This is a genomic window from Kribbella amoyensis, from assembly GCF_007828865.1.
Lineage (GTDB): Bacteria > Actinomycetota > Actinomycetes > Propionibacteriales > Kribbellaceae > Kribbella > Kribbella amoyensis.
Genome location: NZ_VIVK01000001.1, coordinates 6,093,641 through 6,113,084, shown reverse-complemented (window position 1 = coordinate 6,113,084; position 19,444 = coordinate 6,093,641). Strand labels below are relative to the sequence as shown.

19 protein-coding genes are annotated in these 19,444 nt (G+C 69.4%); 10 read left to right on the top strand and 9 right to left on the bottom strand.

The window, feature by feature from the left end:
• Window positions 1–33: 33 nt before the first annotated feature.
• From FB561_RS28510 to FB561_RS28495, 4 genes are all read right to left on the bottom strand, one after another.
• Entirely contained in the window at window positions 34–453 is a 420-nt protein-coding gene (locus FB561_RS28510) for a PRC-barrel domain-containing protein (protein WP_145812009.1), read from the bottom strand.
• A gap of 23 nt (window positions 454–476) precedes the next feature.
• A complete protein-coding gene (locus FB561_RS28505) occupies window positions 477–872 on the bottom strand; it encodes a hypothetical protein (RefSeq protein ID WP_145812007.1) in 396 nt (131 codons plus the stop codon).
• A 122-nt stretch (window positions 873–994) separates the two neighbouring features.
• Window positions 995–1,327, bottom strand: a complete 333-nt coding sequence (locus tag FB561_RS28500) for a hypothetical protein (protein WP_145812005.1) — start codon at window positions 1,325–1,327, stop codon at window positions 995–997.
• 50 nt (window positions 1,328–1,377) lie between these two features.
• Window positions 1,378–1,623: a hypothetical protein gene (locus FB561_RS28495; RefSeq protein ID WP_145812003.1), complete on the bottom strand. Its 246-nt coding sequence runs from the start codon at window positions 1,621–1,623 to the stop codon at window positions 1,378–1,380.
• A gap of 466 nt (window positions 1,624–2,089) precedes the next feature.
• Between FB561_RS28495 and FB561_RS28490 the strand changes: the two genes are divergently transcribed.
• Window positions 2,090–3,892, top strand: coding sequence for a thiamine pyrophosphate-requiring protein (locus tag FB561_RS28490; RefSeq protein WP_145812000.1), 1,803 nt, complete (start codon window positions 2,090–2,092; stop codon window positions 3,890–3,892).
• Window positions 3,893–4,017: 125 nt separating this feature from the next.
• On the opposite strand, the gene FB561_RS28485 is transcribed toward FB561_RS28490, so the two are convergent.
• Complete coding sequence (locus FB561_RS28485) at window positions 4,018–4,455, bottom strand: MarR family transcriptional regulator (RefSeq protein WP_145811999.1); 438 nt, start codon at window positions 4,453–4,455, stop codon at window positions 4,018–4,020.
• Between the two features lie 89 nt (window positions 4,456–4,544).
• Between FB561_RS28485 and FB561_RS28480 the strand changes: the two genes are divergently transcribed.
• A complete protein-coding gene (locus FB561_RS28480; RefSeq protein ID WP_145811997.1) occupies window positions 4,545–5,459 on the top strand; it encodes an oxidoreductase in 915 nt (304 codons plus the stop codon).
• Between the two features lie 79 nt (window positions 5,460–5,538).
• Here FB561_RS28480 and FB561_RS28475 read toward each other — a convergent pair whose 3' ends face one another.
• Window positions 5,539–6,519 (bottom strand): ArsR/SmtB family transcription factor, encoded by a 981-nt coding sequence (locus FB561_RS28475; protein ID WP_145811995.1) that lies wholly within the window; start codon window positions 6,517–6,519, stop codon window positions 5,539–5,541.
• A 166-nt stretch (window positions 6,520–6,685) separates the two neighbouring features.
• Between FB561_RS28475 and FB561_RS28470 the strand changes: the two genes are divergently transcribed.
• Both FB561_RS28470 and FB561_RS28465 read left to right on the top strand, forming a co-directional pair.
• A complete protein-coding gene (locus FB561_RS28470) occupies window positions 6,686–7,168 on the top strand; it encodes a DUF4440 domain-containing protein (RefSeq protein ID WP_145811993.1) in 483 nt (160 codons plus the stop codon).
• Window positions 7,169–7,343: 175 nt separating this feature from the next.
• Complete coding sequence (locus FB561_RS28465) at window positions 7,344–8,120, top strand: phytanoyl-CoA dioxygenase family protein (protein ID WP_145811992.1); 777 nt, start codon at window positions 7,344–7,346, stop codon at window positions 8,118–8,120.
• A 185-nt stretch (window positions 8,121–8,305) separates the two neighbouring features.
• On the opposite strand, the gene FB561_RS28460 is transcribed toward FB561_RS28465, so the two are convergent.
• Window positions 8,306–8,704 carry a VOC family protein gene (locus FB561_RS28460; RefSeq protein ID WP_145811990.1) on the bottom strand — a complete coding sequence of 133 codons (399 nt, stop codon included), beginning with the start codon at window positions 8,702–8,704 and terminating at the stop codon, window positions 8,306–8,308.
• 120 nt (window positions 8,705–8,824) lie between these two features.
• Window positions 8,825–9,280, bottom strand: coding sequence for a redox-sensitive transcriptional activator SoxR (soxR, locus tag FB561_RS28455; RefSeq protein WP_475422034.1), 456 nt, complete (start codon window positions 9,278–9,280; stop codon window positions 8,825–8,827).
• Between the two features lie 52 nt (window positions 9,281–9,332).
• Here soxR and FB561_RS28450 point away from each other — a divergent pair, with 52 nt between their 5' ends.
• From FB561_RS28450 to hrpB, 3 genes are all read left to right on the top strand, one after another.
• On the top strand, window positions 9,333–10,820 hold the full coding sequence (locus FB561_RS28450) for an MFS transporter (RefSeq protein ID WP_145811986.1): 1,488 nt from the start codon (window positions 9,333–9,335) through the stop codon (window positions 10,818–10,820).
• A 333-nt stretch (window positions 10,821–11,153) separates the two neighbouring features.
• Window positions 11,154–12,689 carry a cytochrome bc1 complex cytochrome b subunit gene (qcrB, locus tag FB561_RS28445; protein ID WP_145811984.1) on the top strand — a complete coding sequence of 512 codons (1,536 nt, stop codon included), beginning with the start codon at window positions 11,154–11,156 and terminating at the stop codon, window positions 12,687–12,689.
• 135 nt (window positions 12,690–12,824) lie between these two features.
• Entirely contained in the window at window positions 12,825–15,335 is a 2,511-nt protein-coding gene (hrpB, locus tag FB561_RS28440; protein ID WP_145811982.1) for an ATP-dependent helicase HrpB, read from the top strand.
• 170 nt (window positions 15,336–15,505) lie between these two features.
• Here hrpB and FB561_RS28435 read toward each other — a convergent pair whose 3' ends face one another.
• Complete coding sequence (locus tag FB561_RS28435; RefSeq protein WP_145811980.1) at window positions 15,506–15,724, bottom strand: hypothetical protein; 219 nt, start codon at window positions 15,722–15,724, stop codon at window positions 15,506–15,508.
• Between FB561_RS28435 and FB561_RS28430 the strand changes: the two genes are divergently transcribed.
• The 3 genes from FB561_RS28430 (at window position 15,713) to FB561_RS28420 (ending at window position 19,429) form a co-directional block, all read left to right on the top strand.
• The gene (locus tag FB561_RS28430) at window positions 15,713–17,737 is read left to right on the top strand and encodes a CehA/McbA family metallohydrolase (RefSeq protein ID WP_145811977.1); all 2,025 of its coding nucleotides are present in this window, start codon (window positions 15,713–15,715) and stop codon (window positions 17,735–17,737) included. The two genes, FB561_RS28435 and FB561_RS28430, sit on opposite strands and share 12 nt — an antisense overlap.
• The gene (locus tag FB561_RS28425) at window positions 17,737–18,150 is read left to right on the top strand and encodes a hypothetical protein (protein ID WP_145811975.1); all 414 of its coding nucleotides are present in this window, start codon (window positions 17,737–17,739) and stop codon (window positions 18,148–18,150) included. Before FB561_RS28430 ends, FB561_RS28425 begins: the two co-directional genes overlap by 1 nt.
• Window positions 18,151–18,211: 61 nt before the next feature.
• Window positions 18,212–19,429: a GNAT family N-acetyltransferase gene (locus FB561_RS28420; protein WP_145811973.1), complete on the top strand. Its 1,218-nt coding sequence runs from the start codon at window positions 18,212–18,214 to the stop codon at window positions 19,427–19,429.
• Window positions 19,430–19,444 lie beyond the last annotated feature (15 nt).

The window sequence follows — 19,444 nt, the reverse complement described above, 5'->3', positions numbered from 1 at the left end:
TCTGAGACGTCCGCGTGTCCAGTACACCGATGCTCAGTGCGGGTCGGTACCCGGGAAGGGGCGGCCATGTCTCAAGCGCGGTCCGGACTCCGGGGAGTCGAGGTCACGATAGAGATCGCAGTAGTAGTGCGTCAGGCGATCTCGGTATTCCTGACTTCGGCCGGTTTCCACCTCGTACGGCGGTGCGTCCCGGATCTCGGTCGCCGTGCGATCCACCGCGATCGAGCGGGCGTCGTGATCGATGGACTCGACCGTTCCGGGCGGCAACAGGATCCGTTGCCCGACAACCCACGCACCGGTGTCGATGACGATGGTCACGTCGCCGGACGAATCGACGACCTCGGCGACCGTCCCGATCTCCTCGTCGGTCCCGGCGACGCGGTAGCCGACGAGATCGATCTGCTCGTCGAAGCCGGTACCGGGCCGGAGCTGCCACGGTTGGAAGCGGTTCATGCGGACAGACCAGCGGAGCTCGGCTAAGTGCGATCCGGGCGTTTGCCTGGGCCGCTGTCCGGACCACGGTCGGCCGCCCGGCCGACCGTCACCAGACCGATCGACAGTGCTGACAGCCGGGATTCGATGGCGGCTGCGACTTCGCCGAGGCACGCGTTGGTTCGACGGCACAAACCCTGGTAGTGCAGGGCTTCGACCGAGTACCCCTGCCGGCGCGACAGGCCGGCGGCTTGCTCGGCCGATTCGTCGATCACTGCGAGCAACTGGACACAGTCCCAGCCCAGCTGCGCCAGCACCGGGTCATGGCGAGCGACCTCAGCAAGCTGCAAGCCGGTCGCGACCTCCATCCGTTCGACCATCGGGGCGACGATTTCAGCCGCCTGATGGAGTCGCGTGCGGGCGTCTTCGGGGACAGTCATCTCACAACTCCGGTGGTGCTTGTGTCGCGGCACGTCCGGCCGGGAGCCTGGGTGCCGTGACGAAACGCTTTCACCTTCGAGGTACCCAGCCGGAAACGGGTCCGTGGGAAGGTCAGCGGGTGTTACTCGCCGCGTTGGGGGTTGGTTTGCTGGCGGCCTTGCTTACCCGTCTGCTTGGCGGCCTGTTTGGCGGCACCCCCCGAGCCGCTTCGTCCTCCGAACGCGGTCTCGCTGAGTGGCTTCGCGCCGGACAGCGGTTTCTGGCCGTCGAAGGCGTGCGCGATGGCGCGGTTCGCGTCCAGGATCGGCTGGCGCTGGTGGGCCTTGCCGCCGCTGCCGACCTGCGCCTGGCCGAACCGGTCGAGCTGGGGAAGTTTGTTGGTTCCCCGGCCCAGCCGTAGTGCGGTCTGCTGGTAGGCGGCGTCCTGGCCGTGCCGAGCGCCGATCGCGATCACGTCGCGGGCGTTGGTCCCACCCGCGTTCCGGCCGGGGATCTCCCGGAACGTCAGGCGGTGGTTGGCTTCCCGGTGCCGTCGCCGACCTTGGACACCACGATGTCCCGGCCGTCGCCGATCCCGTTGTGCGCACCGAGCACGTGGTGGCCGTTCGACGTCCCGGTCTCGAGATCCTGCAGTTCGCGGAGCACGTTCTTGTAGAGCCGGCGGTTCGCGTTGTTGACCGGCGTCTTGTCGTCGGGGTACTGCCTGGTCTCCGCGGCCGCCGCGTCCCGCATCCGGGTGAGGTCCTGCACGGCGCCTTCGCCGAGCAGGGCCTGATACTGCCGTCCATGGTAAAGGCCCGCAGGCTCGCCCGGGCGCTTGGCGGGCGTGGGCGGGTGGGGCGCAAGGTGCCGGCGGGGATCGCCAGGCCGGTCCGGCGACCTTCGCGGACCTGCGAGTTTATTGTCATATGACAAGTGTTTGGCGATGACGGACCCGGGTACCGGCGCCGCTGTGCTGGAGAACGCGTTACGTGAGCGGGTGGACGGCGAGGTGCGGTTCGACGCGGGATCGCTGGCCGCCTACTCGTGCGACTCGTCGAACTACCGAGAGGTACCGCTCGGGGTGGTGGTGCCGCGGTCCGTCGAGGCCGCAGTGGACCGTCCGGCGGAGATCTACCGGCAGCTGCTGGCGCTCAGGGACCCAGATCGAGCAAGCGACCGACCGGCGAGTCGTACATCTCGCCGAACTCTTGGCCACGGGCCTCAAGGAGGATCGATGAGCACGACAGTTGCCGACCAGCTGCTGCAACGGCTGCGCGAGTGGGACGTCGACCATGTCTTCGGGTACGCCGGCGACGGCATCAACGGACTGTTGTCGGCCTGGGAGAAGGCCGGGAACCAGCCGAGGTTCGTGCAGGCACGGCACGAGGAGATGGCGGCGTTCGAGGCGGTCGGGTACGCCAAGTTCACCGGCCGGGTCGGCGTCTGTACCGCGACCAGCGGGCCGGGCGCGATCCACCTGCTGAACGGGCTGTACGACGCGAAGCTCGACCACGTACCGGTGGTGGCGCTGGTCGGCCAGACGGCCCGCAGCGCGATGGGCGGGCACTACCAGCAGGAGGTCGACCTGCACACGCTCTACAAGGACGTGGCGTCCGACTACTGCGAGACCGTGATGGTCCCGGAGCAGCTGCCGAACGTGCTCGACCGGGCGATCCGGATCGCGGCGTCCCGCCGGACCGTGACGGCGCTGATCATCCCGTCGGACCTGCAGGAGCTGGAGTACACGCCACCGTCGCACGCGTTCAAGATGGTCCCGTCGAGTCTCGATCTGACCTGGTCGGTACCGGTGCCGCCGGCCGATCAGCTCGAGCGCGCGGCCGAGGTCCTGAACGCGGGGTCGAAGGTCGCGGTCCTGGTCGGGCAGGGCGCGCGCGGAGCGGTCGACGAGATCACCCGGCTCGCGGACCTGACCGGCGCCGGGGTCGCGAAGGCGCTGCTCGGCAAGGACGTGCTCCCGGACGACCTGCCGTGGGTGACCGGTTCGATCGGGTTGCTCGGCACGCGGCCGTCGTACGAGCTGATGACGGGATGCGACACCTTGCTGGTGGTCGGGTCGAACTTCCCGTACACGCAGTTCCTGCCGGCCTTCGACCAGGCGCGGGCGGTACAGATCGACATCGACCCGACGATGGTCGGGATGCGGTACCCGTTCGAGGTGAACCTGGTCGGGGACGCGGCCGCGACACTGCGCGGGTTGCTGCCGCTGGTCCAGCGGAAGGACGACCGGTCGTGGCGGGAGGACGTGGAGCAGAACGTCGAACGCTGGTGGGAGGTCATGCAGCGGCGCGCGTACACGTCGGCGGACCCGATCAACCCCGAGCTGGTGTTCCACGAGCTGTCGCCGCGCCTGCCGGGGAACGCGCTCGTCGCGGCCGACTCGGGTTCGGCCGCGAACTGGTACGCCCGGCATCTGCGGATCCGGGACAGCATCCGCGGCTCCCTCTCCGGGACGCTGGCCACGATGGGACCCGGGGTGCCGTACGTGATCGGCGCGAAGTTCGGGAACCCGGACCTGCCCTGCTACGCGCTGGTCGGTGACGGCGCGATGCAGATGAACGGGCTGAACGAGCTGATCACGATCGCGAAGTACTGGCCCGAGTGGGCCGACCCGCGGATGGTGATCGCGGTGCTGCACAACAACGACCTGAACCAGGTGACCTGGGAGCTCCGCGCGATGGGCGGCTCACCGCAGTTCCTGCCGTCGCAGCAGCTGCCGGAGTTCCCCTACGCCGAGTTCGCGCGACTGATCGGGCTGCACGGGGTGATCGCGGAGAAGCCGGAGGACGTCGTCCCGGCCTGGGAGGAGGCGCTGGCCGCGGACCGGCCGTGCGTGGTCGAGTTCCGGACCGATCCCGCGGTCCCGCCGATCCCGCCGCACGCGACCTGGGACCAGATCGAGAACGCGGCGGAGTCGATCCTGCGCGGCGACACCGACCGGGTCGGCATGATCAAGCAGGGCGTGAAGTCGAAGGTGCAGGAGTTCCTGCCGGGCACCAAGGACGAGCCACCGCGGTGACCGACGGGGTGTACTTCGAGCGGATGTGCGGCGCGGTCGACTGTCTGCAGGCCGACGTGACCCGCTGCGGCGGGACCGGGTGAGCTGACCGGATTGGCTCCGTGCAGAGCTGGTGCTCCGCGGCACTAGTGCTCGGAGGCCTTGGCGAAGCTGGTCAGGCCGCGGACCAGAGCGGTACGGTCGGCCGCGGACATCCGGGCCAGCACCTGGTCGAGCTCCTCACGGCGGGCGTCTCGGAGCCGGGCGAGCGTCGTCCGGCCGCGGGCGGCCAGGGTGAGCCGCAGCAGCCGGCGGTCGTGCTCGGGGACCCGTCGCAGGACCAGCCGTTCGTCGGCCAGCCGGGTGACGAGCCTGCTGGCCGAGGGAAGGGAGAGGTCGAGCTCGGCGGCCAGTTCGCCGAGGCTGACCGGGCCGTGCCGGTCGATGGCCAGCAGGACGCGCAGCTGCAGTACCGGCAACTGGCTCGACGCCGACATCGCCTTCAAGGTCAGTGCGGCCATCGCGAGCGACAGTTCCTCGACCACCGCGCCCTGGTCCTGCTCACGAGAAGCTCCCGCTGCCATCTCCGCACCCTAACGTCCACGCCCGGCTCCCGGTCGGCCGCGGCACCTTCTCGGCCGGCCTGCGCCGGTCCCGGCGCTAGCATCCTGCCATGCAGGCTTGGAGCGACGACGACATCACTGACCAGGGCGGCCGGACGGTCGTGATCACCGGCGCGAACTCGGGCCTGGGCCTGCGCGCGGCGACGGTCCTCGCGGCCAAGGGCGCCCGGGTGATCCTCGCCTGCCGGTCCAAGGAGCGCGGTGATCGCGCCGCGGCGGCGGTCGGCGGCGAGCTCGTCCTGCTGGACCTAGCAGACCTGGACTCGGTCCGGACGGCCGCGGCCGAGATCCGCGACCGGACCGGCGACCGCCTCGACCTGCTGATCGACAACGCGGGGATCCCGGCCGGTCCGTTGCGGCGCACGGCCGCGGGTCACGAGTCGATCTTCGCCACGAACTACCTGGGGCACGCCGCGCTGACCTGGCTGCTGATGCCGGCGCTGCGTGCGGGGGACTCGGCCCGCGTCGTCACCGTGTCGAGCATCGCCCACCGTGGCAAGGGGTTCGACGTCGAGGATCCCGGCTTCGAGCGGCGGCGGTTCCGGATGGCCTACGGCTACGCGCAGTCCAAGCTGGCCGGGCTGATGTTCGCCCTCGAACTGCAGCAGCGCCTGCACGCGGAGGGCTCCCCGGTGATCAGCCTGGCCGCGCACCCCGGGTTCACGGGGACCGAACTCGCTGCCGCGGGCGCCCGCAACCAGGGTCTCGGCGCTGTCGCGAGACCGCTGAACGCTTTGACGAAGGCGCTGTCCCAGTCCGTACCCGAGGGGACGTTGCCGGTGCTGTACGCGGCGACCGCGCCCGAGGTACGGGGTGGTGAGTACTACGGGCCGCAGAAGTTCGGCGAGTTCTTCGGGGGTGTCGGCCCGGCCCGGATCGACCCGAGGGCTCAGGACGGGGCCCTGCGCATCCGCCTCTGGGACCGCACCGCCGAGCTGACCGGCGTCGTTCCGGACCCGGCCTGACGCCGCACCGGGTCCCTCCAGGAGCTGGCGATGTAGACGTCCCAGCTGGCCGGCAGCCTGACGGATCGCTCGAGGGTGTTCAGGTGGCCGTGCGCCAGGCTGTGGGTGCACCGGTGGCGAGGTCGGTGCCGAGGGGCGTGCGGGTGTAGAGGACGCGTCGGCCTTGGCGGTGGGAGACGAGGAGGCCGGAGGCGGTGAGGACGGAGAGGTGGTCGCTGACCGTGCCGGGGGACAGGCCGAGCCGGCCGGCCAGCCACGTCGTTGTCCTGGGCAACTCCAGGTTGCCGAGGATCGCGGCCCGTGATCGGCCGAGCAGGGCCGCGAGGATGTCGGGCTCGTCCCGCCCGTGCTTGGACTCCCAGACCAGTGCGGACCCGCGCGCCGCATAGCTCACGACGGTGCTCGGTCCCTGCTGCCCGACCGCGATCCACGGCCACCGGAAGGCGGACGGTACGAGCCAGAGACCGTCCGGGCCGCAGGGCACGGTGGTCTCGGTGCGGTGGAAGTCCACGGTGATCACGCCGTCGCGACAGCTGAGCTCGTGGTGGATCTCGCCGACCGCCCGGGCGACGCCGGATCGCGAGATCAACCGGCCGCAGTACGCGAGGTCGTCCGTCGTGACGGCCTCGACGCGTTCCCAGACCGGCTCGAGGACGTCCCGCCAGTACTGCGCGAGCTCGGCCGCGACCCTGTCCGCGTACTCCCGCGGGCCCAGGTCGTCGGCCAGGCCGGGGCGTCGTTGCCGTAGTTGCTCCAGGTCGGAACGCAGCACCTGCTCGTCGGTGTCCTGCAACGCGGCGAACTGGGTGAGCGGATGAGGCGGGTCGAGCCGCGGCGCGGGCGCGAGGATGTCCGGAAACCACTGCGGGTCCGACGTCAGGGCGCTCAGGAACGACAGGTCGTACGTCGGCCGCGCGACCCGGCGCAACAGCCGGCCGTGAACGGCGTGCTGCCGCGGGAAGGCCAGCACGTGCAGACTCGCGACCGCCTCCCACACCGCGTCGGTGGTGAGCCGCACAGCGCCGAGCCCGGTCGCTCCCAGCTCGATGTGCAGCGCCATCGCGGTCCTCCGTGTCCTGATCCTGAGGGTCAATGTAGCCACGCGGGGGTCGGTCGAGGTGACGTTTCGGCCCGTACCGAATCGTGGTGCCGCAGGCGCGCCGGCCCGCACGCTCGGCAGCCGGAGCCGGTGTCGAGAAGCCGGCCGGAGAAGGCTGGAGCAACTGATGAACCGAACACTCGTCGCCACCGTGGGAGCCGTCGGGTTCCTGGCGTGCCTCACCACCACGACGGCGGAAGCGAACTGGACGGGCGACGACCGGGACAGCGCGAGGGGATGCGCCCGCTCGTTCGACGCGACTCAGCGAGCGGACATGGAGTCGTTCCGGGACTTCGACGCGGCGACCTTCCGGGCGGTCCACGCCCGGGACGCGGTCAGCATCTACCCGACCGGCGAACGGCACGTCGGCCTCGAAGCGATCATGGCCGCCGCGAAGAACCACTTCACCAACAAGAACGCGGTCTGGTCCTGGACCGAGCTCAGCCGCCGCGTGGACGGATGCCGCTCGGCGGTGATCACCTACGACGCGACGTACGACATCCCGAAGTACGAGTACCACCAGCGCGCGCTGACCGTCGTCACCTACGTCTACGAGCACGGCCGCTGGCTCGCGGTCATGGACCAGGGCACCCTCCTCGAGCTGAGCTGACAGCATCCGGGCGCGCACCGATCCCCACCGGCATACCCAGCTGGGGGAACCCACCCCCGTCGGCCCGGGCCGATTCGGGGGTGGGTTCGATGTTTATCGGCCGTGCGAAGCGACAGGATTGGATCTTGACCGCACTCTTCGCCGTTTTCTACACCACGGAGAAAAGGACACAGCGATGCTTGATCCCGTCGTCGGCAAAGGTCAGCTGACCGAGACCGACCGCTTCATCTTCGAGTCGTGGGGCTATTTCCTGATCCCCGACGTCCTGACCAAGGACGAGGCCGCGGAGGCGTACGACGTCTCGCAGCGGCTGCACCAGAGCCGCGACCGCGAGTTCGGGCAGATCGGCCGGACCTACGAGAACGAGCCGGTGCTCGAACGGCTCATCGATCACCCGGACGTCCTGCCGAAGGTGCAGGGTCTGCTCGGCGACCGCTTCGTCCTGCAGGCCGGCTGGAACACCATGCAGCCGGCCCACGCCGGAAACGGCGGCTGGCACCAGGACGGTTCGTCCGCCTTCGACTTCAAGGAGCTGGGCTACCCGGTTCCGCTGATCCAGCTCCGCGTGTCGTACCTGCTCACCGATCAGACCAAGCCCGGCCTGGGCAACATGGAACTGATCCCCGGCAGCCATCGCTCGCGGGTCCCGCTGCCGGACTCGATCCGTCAGAGCAAGGGCGACGTCCCGATCGGCCATGTCGTCTGCGCCGAGGCCGGGGCCGCCCTGGTCTTCCACAACGGCGTCTGGCACAGGACGTTCCGCCACGACGGCGATTACGACCGCTTCACCACCCATTACGTGTACAGCCCACCCTGGGTCCGCCCGGCCGACCGCTTCGGCAACGACCCCGAGTTCCTCGAGCGCACGACGCCCCTGCGGCGCGCCCTGCTGGGGGAGTTCACCAGGCCGGACGCCCCGTTCGGCGCCAACTACGACCCACTGCCGATCTGACCCGATCACCCGTGGCACCGGCCTCCGCGAACCTCGGAGGCCGGTGCCTCGCCGGCTGACCAGAGGGGGACGATGTTCACGCTCGACCAGATCAACGAGATCCACGACACGCTCGGGAAGGCCGGCTCGCTCCCGGCAGCCACGCGGTACGGCCTGAGCTCTCATCAGCGAGCTGCGAGTGCGACTCAGCCACCTGGAGCGAACAGGCAGAACGGGTGTCCCGCGGGATCGAGCATCACCCGTACGAGCGGCTGCGGCTGGTACTCCGCCTGGGTGGCGCCCAGCTCCTCGGCCCGGGCGACAGCGCCGTCGAGATCCTCACCGACCGCGATGTCGAGGTGAAGCTGCATCTGCTGCTCCTCGGACCCGGCCGGCCAGGCGGGCGGTACGTGGTTCTCCTCCCGCTGGAACGACAAGCCGGCCTCACCGCCACCCGGCGGCGGCTTGATGACGATCCAGTCGGGGTCGCCGGCCGCGTCGTCGTCCCGATACCGCCAGCCGAGCAGCGCGACGTAGAACGCGGCCAGCTCCGGCGGATTCGGCGAACCGAGCACGGTACTGGCCAGCCTGAAGTCGGTAGTCATCCTTCCACTCTAGGAAGACCGTCGATCCCGCCCAGTTCTCAATCGCTCTCGAACGTGATCGTGCCGCTCCACGAGTGCCGCCTCAGCCGATCGGCGACGTAGTCGGAGATCTGTCTCGGGTCACGGCAGTGCGTCGATCCACAGCCGGCGAGGGCCGGTGCCGGTGGCACCGAGTTTGTCGTCGCGGTTGCGCAGCACGCAACGCTCCAGGGAGAGGCATCCGCAGCCGATGCAGTCGGTGAGTTTGTCGCGGAGCCGGACCAGCTGCTTGATGCGCAGATCGAGGTCGGCCTGCCAGGACGTCGACAGCTGCTCCCAGTCGTCCTGGGTCGGGGCCTGGCCGACCGGCAGTCGGGCCAGCGCCTCGCCGATCTCACGCAGCGGGATGCCGACGCGCTGAGCGACGCGGACGAAGGCGATCCGGCGCAGCATGTGCCGGGCGAACCGGCGCTGGTTCCCGGCCGTCCGCCGGCTCTGGATCAGGCCCCGTTCCTCGTAGAAATGCAGCGTCGTCACCGTCACACCGGCGCGCTTGGCCAGTTGACCGATCGTCAGTTCGGCATCGGGATCCACCACCCGCCCAACACTACCTTGACCTCGGGTTAACCCGAGGTTTGAGGATGACGTCATGACCACTGACACCACCGCATCGCGAGCTGCCGGCCGACGGGAGTGGCTCGGCCTCGCCGTCCTGGTGCTCCCCGCGCTGCTGGCCTCGCTCGAGCTGACCATCACCCATCTCGCCCTGCCGGCGATCGGCCGCGACCTCGGCGCGTCCAGTACCCAGCTGTTGTGGATCGTCGACGGCTACGCGTTCCTGCTGGCCGGCACGCTGATCGTGATGGGGGCGCTGGGTGACCGCATCGGGCGCCGCCGGCTCCTGCTCGGCGGCGCGGTCGCGTTCAGCGTGCTCTCGGTCGCCGCCGCGTACGCACCGACCGCGGAAGTCCTCGTCGCGGTCCGGGCCCTGCTCGGCATCGCCGGAGCCACGCTGATGCCGTCCGTCCTCGCGCTCACCACCGCACTGTTCACCGAGCCGCGGCAACGAACGCAGGCAGTCGGCATCGTCATCGCCGCGGTCTCGGCCGGTACCGCGATCGGGCCGCTGGTCGGCGGCTGGCTGCTCGACCACTTCTGGTGGGGCTCGGCGTTCCTCTTGCCCATTCCGCTGATGCTCGTGCTCGTCGTCGTTGGACCCGCGACGCTCCCTGAGTGCAAGGCGCCCACCGGTCGCAGGCTCGACCTGCCCAGCGCCGCACTGTCCATCGCCGCCGTGCTAGCGATCGTCTACGGGCTCAAGCAGGTAGCCGCGGCCGGATCAGACCCGTCGGCCTTCGCCGCGATCGTGGCGGGGGTGGTTTGCGCCACGATCTTCATCCGCCGTCAGAGACGGCTTGCCGACCCCCTGGTCGACCTCGGGCTCTTCACCAGGCCGGAGTTCACCACGGCCACCGTCACACTCCTGCTCGGAATCTTCGTTCTCTGGGGAACCAACTACGCGGTCGCCCAGTACCTGCAACTGGTGGCCGGGCTGGATCCCTTGACCGCGGGACTGTGGACCGCCCCGGCCGCGCTCGGCGTGATCGTCGGTTCGCTCGGCGCCACCCGTCTCGCCCGGAAGGTCTCCGCCGGGCGCATCATCGGCGGCGGGTTGCTGCTGTCCTCCGTCGGCTTCGTGATCATCACCTGGATCGATCCGGCGACCCCCTTGCCCGTACTCACCGGCGCGATGATCCTCGTATCGGCCGGGCTGGGGCCGACCATGGCGCTCGCCACCGACCTCATGGTCGGCAGCGCTCCGGCCGGACGAGCCGGTGCGGCGTCGGCGATCGCCTCCACCGCACCGCAACTGGGCGGAGGCCTGGGCATCGCCATCCTGGGCAGCATCATCACCGCCGGCTACCGCGCCAAGATGCAGGGAACCACCAGTCCGGCCGACGACAACCTGACGGCCGCCGTCGCCACCGCTGCCCACCTCCCAGCTACCGAAGCCGCCGCCCTCCTGACCGCAGCCCGCTCGGCCTACACCGAAGCGTTCGCCCTCAGCGCACTGGCAGCAGCCGCCCTCACAGTCCTGACCGGCATCTCCGTCCTGCTCATCCTCAGGCGCCGGTGACCCCATCCTGCAGCTCCGCAAGTTCGGTCAGCTCGTACTCGGTGATGGAGGTAGTAGTTGTGGGGCCCGTGCGTGGGTCGTCGACGTGTGCTGGTGCGGCGGTCGCTAGCGGGTTGTTGTACGCCTGCCGGGCTGTTGTGCAGCCTGCCGTGTTGCAACACGTCAGCCATCAAACAAGCCGCCATTGGCAAGCAGCTGACCGAGAACTCACCGCTTCACCTTCGAGTCGTCGGGCCTTTGCGGCGGCGATGTCACGAATGGAGGTGCTGGGGAGTCTTAGTGGTAGCCGCGGTCCGCGGCCGGAGTGCGCAGGGGTGACGAAAGGACGAGCCGATGCAACGCCTGCGGAGGAAAGTGTTCCCCGACGACTGGTCGCTGCTGTTCGGCCAGATCGCGTTCTACAGCTTCGTCGTGGTGCTGCTCAGCGGTGTGGTTCTGATGGTTCCCTACGAGCCGTCGGTCGACCACGTTGTCTACGACGGCCCGTACGCGCCCCTTCGCGGCGTCTCGATGTCGCGCGCACTGGATTCGACGCTGGCGCTCAGCTTCGAGGTTCGCGGTGGTTTGCTCGTGCGTCAGATCCATCACTGGGCGTCGCTGCTGATGGTGGCGGCGATCATGGTGCACCTGCTGCGGCTGTTCTTCACCGGTGGGTTCCGTCGGCCACGGCGGCTGAACTGGCTGGTCGTCTTCGGGCTGCTCGTCGTCGTGCTGGGCGCGTGCCTCACCGGGACCTCGCTCCCGGACGACATGCTCTCGGGCTCGAGTCTGGCTGTACTCGACGGCGTCCTGCAGGCCACTCCGATCGTCGGCTCCGACCTCTCGGCCCTCCTGTTCGGCGGGCAGTTTCCGGGTGACGTGATCGCGCGCTTCTATCCGCTGCACGTCTACGTCCTGCCGGCCGTACTCCTCGCGCTGTTCATCGCGGCCGGGATCCTCGGGCTCAAGCACGGACCCGCGCAGTACGGAGGGCCCGGGCGGACGAACGACAACATCGTGGGACGTCCGCTGGCTGTGGCCGCCGTCAAGAGCGTGGGCCTGTTCTGCTTCGTGACCGGCGTCGCGGTGCTGATGGGAGCCACGGCGACCATCAACCCGATCTGGCTGTACGGCCCGGCCGACCCGGCGAACGCCTCCGCGGGTATCGGTCCGGCGTGGTACCTCGCGTTCCTGGACGGCGCGCTCCGGCTGGCACCGGGATGGGAGTTCGTCTGGTGGGGCAAGACCTTCACCCTCGCCATCCTGGTACCGGTCGCGGTCTGCACGCTGTTCCTTGTGCTGCTCGCCGTCTACCCGTTCATCGAAAGCTGGGTCATCGGTGACCGGGGGACTCACCACATCCTCGAACGGCCTCGCAACAACCCGACCCGCACCGGCATCGGGGCCGCCGGCGTCGTCTTCTACGGTGTCCTGTGGGCCGCGGCCGGCGCCGATACGATGGCCGTACTGTTCCACCTCTCCGTCAACTCGCTCCTGCGGGTGTTCCAGGTGCTCCTGATCGTCGGTCCGCCGGTCACGCTCGTCCTGACCCGTCGCATCTGTGGGGGACTGCAGGGACAGGACCACCAGATCGCGACGCACGGAATCGAGACCGGCCAGGTCCTCCGGCGCCCGGACGGCGAGTACGTCGAGCTGCATCGTACGGTCAACCACTATCGCCGCTGGACCCTCGCCGGCTACGCCAACGTCGAACCCGCGCCACTTCCCGACACCGGCCACCGAATCTCGCCAGTACGGCGCCTGCGCCTCCGTCTGGCGGCGCTCTTCGACGAGAGTCGGCAAACTCCCTTGGCCGAAACCCGCCGACTACCTGCTGCGCCCGAGCAGAAGGCGCTCGGCCCCTCACCCAGCACGAGTAGTCGGACCTGAGAGCGGGTGATGCGACGACGGCGGCCGGATGAGGTTTCTGGCTGTGTGGCGTTGCTCCCAGCCCTGGCCGACGCCGGACCGAGATGTCGACCGGGTTGTCGAGACTCTGCGGTGGTAGTCGGCTAGCGTCGGGGCGTGTTGTTGCCTGACTCGTCGGCGCCGGGGGCGGATCTGCCTGTCCGGGCGGTTCTGCCTGCCGCGGTCGATGCGGTGCGTTCGCGCGGCACCGCGGTGCTGGTTGCGCCGCCTGGATCGGGGAAGACCTCGCTGTTGCCGCTCGCGCTAGGCGACGCGCTCGGGGGTACGGTCATCGTTGCCGAGCCGCGAAGGATGGCGACCCGCGCGGCTGCGAGCCGGCTGGCGATGCTGGTCGGCGAACCGCTCGGGCAGCGGATCGGTTACGCGATGCGTGGTGAACGCAGCGGTGGCCAGGGACTCCGTGTCGAGGTGGTGACGACAGGGCTCCTGGTCCGGCGTCTGCAGCAGAACCCGGAGTTGCCGGGTGTCGCCGCGATCGTGATCGACGAGTGCCACGAGCGGCACCTCGATGCCGACCTGCTGCTCGCGCTCTGCATCGACATCCGGGCGAATCTTCGGGACGACCTGGCGATCGTCGCGACCTCGGCCACGGCGGACACGATCCGGCTGAGTCGCGCCTTGGGCTCGGACGTACCGGCGCCCGTGATCACCGCGTCTGCGGCACTGTTCGACGTGGCGATCGAGTGGGCGCCACCGCCGGTTCCCGTGCCGCTGCTTCCCGGTGGGCGGGTCGATCCGCGGCTGCTGGATCACGTCGCGGCCGTCGTCCAGCGTGCGCTGACCGAGAACGACGGCGACATCCTCGTGTTCGTCCCGGGGGAGGCCGAGATCAACGGGGTGACTCGCCGGTTGGCCGGCCAGAATGTCCTGCCGTTGTTCGGTCGCCAGTCCCGGGCCGAGCAGGATCGCGCGTTGAGGTCGGCCACCACTCGCCGGATCGTGGTCACGACGTCGGTCGCGGAGAGTTCGCTGACGGTGCCCGGGGTCAGGGTCGTGGTCGACTCGGGTCTTGCCCGGGAGCCGCGGACCGATCAATCCCGTGGCCTCGGTGCGTTGGTCACCTGCCGGGTGTCGCGATCGTCGGCCGACCAGCGAGCGGGTCGTGCCGGGCGGGAGGCGCCTGGCCGGGTCTATCGGTGCTGGTCTGCCACCGACCACTCGCACCTCGACGCCCATCCGGCGCCGGAGATCGCGATCGCCGATCTGGCCGGCTTCGCCCTCGACCTCGCGGCGTGGGGCGCTCCTGCCGGTGACGGTCTGACCTTGCTCGAGGCGCCGCCGGCGGTGGCGATGACCGCGGCCACCGAACTGCTGCACCGCCTCGATGCCGTTGACGACCGCGGCCGGATCACCGAGCGGGGACGGCGGATGGCCGCGATCGGGGCGCATCCTCGGTTGGCTCGTGCGTTGCTGGACGGTACGCCGCGCGTCGGTGCCGACCGGGCGCGCGAGATCGTCGCGATGCTCTCGGACGACTCCGGCCGTGACTTCGGCGACGATCTACCGGCCCGCTGGCGAGCCCTCCGCCGCGGTGAGGACCGCGGAGCCACGGCCCGTTGGCGAGAAGAAGCGAAGCGCCTCGGCCGAGGCGCCTCAGTTGGTGGGCCGGCTGGGGGGACGCGCGGAGTACCGGATGATCTCGCGGTGGGGGCTGTGGTGGGGCTGGCGTATCCGGATCGGATCGCGCGGATCCGGGGGGCCGACTCGGCGACGTACCAGATGTCCGGTGGTACCGGTGCTGCCCTGGATCCGCAGTCGCCCTTGCGGACCACGACCTGGCTGGCGATCGCGGTTGCCGACCGGGCACCCGGTCGCGCCGACGCGAGGATCCGGTCCGCGGCGCCGATCGACGAGCAGACCGCACGGGACATCGCGGGCGACCTCGTCTCGACCACCGACCAGATCCGCTGGGACGGCGGCCGGATCGTGACGCGGCGAATAGAGGCACTCGGCGCGATCGTGCTCAACGACACCCCGCTGGCAAAGCCCGATCCGCTGCTCGTCCAGGCGGCCGTCCGCGACGGTATCCGGCGCAGCGGTCTGTCCGTACTGCGCTGGTCGGAGGCCGCACTCGCTTTGCGGGAGCGGCTCGCGTTCTGCCACGCCTACCTCGGAGCACCGTGGCCCGCGGTCGACGACGAGGCACTCCTTGCCGATCTTCACGGCTGGCTGGGGAGCGAGCTGGCCTCGGTGCGAGGCTCACGCGATCTTGCCCACATCGACGTGGCTTCGGCGCTGCGGCGACTGCTGCCCTGGCCGGCGGCAACCCGGTTCGGCGAACTCGCGCCGGAACGGCTCCGGGTCCCATCGGGCTCCGAGGTGCGACTCGCGTACGACGGTGTCGAGCCGCCGGTCCTCGCCGTGAAACTGCAGGAGGTGTTCGGCTGGACGGCCACTCCCGCCGTCGCGGACGGTCGGGTCCCGGTCGTTCTGCACCTCTTGTCACCCGCCCGGCGCCCGGTCGCGATCACGAGCGACCTCGCCTCTTTCTGGAAGCAGGGCTATCCCCAGGTCCGAGCCGACCTGCGAGCCCGCTACCCCCGGCATCCGTGGCCGGAAGACCCACTCACCGCCATCCCCACCAAGCGAGTCAAACCCCGCGGGTGAACCGAAACTGCGCTGGGCCGCCGGACCTCTGCGCCCACCCGGGGAAAACCGCGAGCCAGCCGTAGCCGGGGCAACTAAGCTCGAAGTGGCCACGAGGAGGTCCCGTGTTCCAGCCACTACTGGCGTCCGCGATCAGAGCCCTTGAAAAACTCCGTGACATCGGTGAACCCCTACCCGACGATCTGCCCAGCCAGCTGGCAAAGCTGGCCGACGACGCCCAGACCGATGCCGTCAGGTCCGCCGAAGTCGAAGAACTCCTGCGCCCCTACGTCCTCGTCGACGTGCAGATCGACGAGCAGGGCCTGACTGCGGCTACGCCGGGTGCTGCGCCACCACGACTCGTTCAGCACGGGTGGCGAAGCTTCCTCGTCCGGGTTGTGAACCCGCATCGGTTGCTGGGTGATCTGTCCGCGCCGTCGAATCACGTGCTCGGGCTGGTCGATCACCACAGCCACGCAGCGCGGATCACACTGCCCGACACGTTGACCGTCGTACCACGGATCGAGAGCAGTTGGCTGCAGGTGAAACTGGCCGGTCCGACCGACGTGGCCGGCCTCGACTTGGAATACAAGGTCATCAGCCTGTACAGCCGCGACGGCGGCAGCCGCAGCGGCGAGCTGACGTTCGTCCTGGCGGTGGAGGAGGCGACCGAAAGCCTGACCCGGCCGCCGTTCGCGAAGGCCGGCCGGCGGATGGGATTCGAGAGCCGTCAGTACGCCGCGATGTTCGACTTCGACTGCCTGCCCGCCCGGGACATCCGGTTCGACGTCAGAGAGCCCGACGGCAGCAGTACCGTGGCGGCGCTGACCGTCCGGGACTCCCAGCGGCGGGCGTACCCGTCGAAGGCGATGCGGCTGGCGCCGGACATGTTCTTCCACGAGCACGTCTACCGGGCGACCGGCGAGGTGATCACGCTCCCGGCCGGCCAGTACGAGATCTCCGCCCGCCGCGGACCGGAGTATCGCGAGGTCCGCGTCGAGGTGGACCTGTCGAGCGACAGCGAGGCGGTCACGATCGAGCTCGATCGCTGGGCCGATCCGGCCGCCCGTGGCTACTACTCCGGTGACCCACACATTCACGCCGGCGGCTGCTCGCACTACAGCGTGCCGTCGGAGGGCGTCAGTCCGGAGACGATGATCCGGCACGTTCGGGGCGAAGGGCTCTGGATGGGCAGCGTGCTCACCTGGGGACCGTGCTACTACCACCAGAAGCAGTTCTTCAGCGGCTTGTCCATCAGCCCGCGCGCCGAGCTGGAGTACCCCGCCATGCAGCGGGCCCAAGGCATGACGTGGGATCCGCAGGACACCGACCGCGACAGCCAGAGCCTGCTGCGGTACGACCTCGAGGTGTCGGGTTTCCCGTCCAGCCACTCCGGTCACGTCATCCTGCTCGGGCTCACCGACCAGGACTACCCCGGCACCCAGCTGATCGAGGACTGGCCGTCGTGGAACCTGCCGGTCATGCGCTGGGGCCACGCGCAGAGCGCCCTGGTCGGGTATGCGCATTGTGGTCTCGGCCTGTCGGTCGGAACCGAGGAGTTGCCGAACTATGTCATCCCTGGGTTCCAGTCGATCGGTTCCAACGAGATCATCGTTGACGTGCCGCTCGGCGCCGCCGACTTCCAGTGCGGTGCGGAGTTCGCTCCCGCCGCCGAGCTCAACATCTGGTACCACCTGCTGAACGTCGGGTACCGCACCCTGATGCTCGGCGAGACCGACTATCCCTGCATCTACGACGACGGCCCGGGAGTCGGGCGCACCTACGTCCGGCTGCCTGAGCCTCCCCAAGGTGAGCAGGCCTTGGAGGCCTGGCTCGGTGGGTTGAAGGAGGGCCCGTCGTACTTCGGCGACGGGCGCAGTCACGTCTACGACTTCGCCGTCGACGGCGACACCGGCCGGGAGCGCGCACTCGACGCTCCGGGACCGGTCCGGGTGACCGCGACGGTCGCGGCCTGGTTACCCGAACAGCCACCCGCGCCCCCAGCGGCGGGCCGGCCGGTGTACTCCGCACCCGTCGGCTGGCATCTCGAGCGGTCGCGGATCGGCCGAACCCGCACCGTGCTCGTCGAGGTACTGGTCAATGGCGTTCCGGCCGAGGCACGGGAAGTACTTGCGGACGGCAACGAGCAGGCGATCGAGTTCGACGTGGACCTGGAGCGTTCGTCCTGGATCGCACTGCGGATCCTGCCCAGTGTCCACACCCAGCCCATCTTCGTCGAGATCGCTGGGCGTCCGATTCGGGCGTCGCGTCGCAGCGCGCGATGGTTGCACGACTCGGTCGACGCGCTGTGGAAGGCGAAGTCCGGGTTCATTCGCGAGAGCGAACGATCGGCGGCGCGGGAAGCGTACGACGCCGCGCGAGCCACCTACCTGGTCCGGAGTGACGAAAGTGAGGTGGACTGATGGTTCACGGCGAACCGGCGGGCTGTTGCGCGCCGGTCGATACCTCGGCACCGATCTCGGTCACGATCAATCCGGAGGCACGGGTGAATGTCGCCCGGACCGGGAGCCGGGTGGAGAGCTTGACCATCGGTGACTGGCACCTGATCGAGTTCCCGATCGTCAACACCGGTTACGTGACAGGTCTGCTGGTGATCGAGGGCGGCCCGGTGCCGGGCGCCGAGCTGGACCTTCCGGCGCACGAACTGACCGGCGAAGCGCGCCAGGAGGGTGGCTTCCGGGTTCGCTTCGACGTACCGACGATCGTGGACGTCACACTGACGTTCCGTGCCCTCGGCGCACTCGGAGGGCTGGCCATCCACAGTTCCCTGCACCTGATCCTCCGGTCGCATGTCGCTCCCCTCGCGAGTGCGTGATGCGGGCGACCTGGACACCGATCGGGGAGCGTTTGTCGGAGCGGGGTGTGACGATGCAGTCATGGTGAATTCCGAGTACGTGCTGCGGCCGGCGACAGCTGACGACCATGATCGGTTCGTCAGTCTGTTCGCTACGTCGATGATGTTCGAGAGCACGCCGACCGACCTGGACCGGGAGCTGTTCGAGCCAGAGCGGGCACTGCTGGCCGTGGACGGCGACAAGCTGGTCGGTACCGCCAAGGCGATGAGCCGCGATCTGTCCGTACCGGGCGCCGTGGTGCCGGCGGCGCACGTGACCGCGGTCGGCGTCCGCGCGACGCACCGGCGACGCGGCATCCTGTCCAGCCTGATGAGCCGGCAACTGCGCGAGGTACCGGAAGCATTGGCGGTGCTCTGGGCGAGCGAGCCCGGGATCTACGGCCGGTTCGGCTACGCCCCAGCGGCCTGGGGCGTCTCGTACGAGGTCGACCTGCGCAAGGTCGGGCCGCATCCCGTGCACCGCGGCGCCGACCGCATCGAGGAGTTGCCGGTCGAGGACGCACCCGCTCAGCTGGCACCCATGCTTCGGGAGCTGCAGACGAAGCGTCCTGGAGTCTCGGGTCGATCCGAGCAGGCCTGGCGCAAGCGACTTCAGGACGAGCCCGAGAGTCGCGGCGGCAAGACCGCCAGGCTGATCCTGGTCCACCGCGACCAGGCGGGCAGCCTGGACGGATACGCGTTGTGGCGCGGAAAGCTGAGTTGGGGATCCGGTGGTCCGGCCAACGAAGTGACCGTGGAGGAACTGGTCGCTCTCCATCCGACGGCTTACCACGCGCTCTGGCATCACCTGCTGACCCTCGACCTGGCCGCCAAACTCGAGTTCGGCCACGCCGCGCTCGACGAGCCGCTGCAGCAGTTCGTGAGCAACCCGGTCGCGCTCAATCGGCGGCTGACCGAGTCACTGTGGGTTCGGCTCACCGACGTCAGGCGCGCTCTCACACAGCGCCGCTATGCCAGTCCTGTGGACGTGGTCGTCGAGGTGAGCGATGACCTCATCGACGACAACAACGGCCGGTTCCACCTGACCGGCGACACCGAGCACGCCACCTGTGAACGCACCGAGTCCACCCCCGACCTCTCCCTGTCGGTGGGCGAACTCTCCGCCACATACCTCGGCGGTCGATCACTTGCCGAGTTCGCTGCGACCGGCCGAGTCAGCGAACACACCCCCGGTGCCCTCCCAGTCACCACAGCCGCCTTCCAATGGCCCGCCGTCCCCGCGAGTATCGAGATCTTCTAGCCACGGAATATCCAT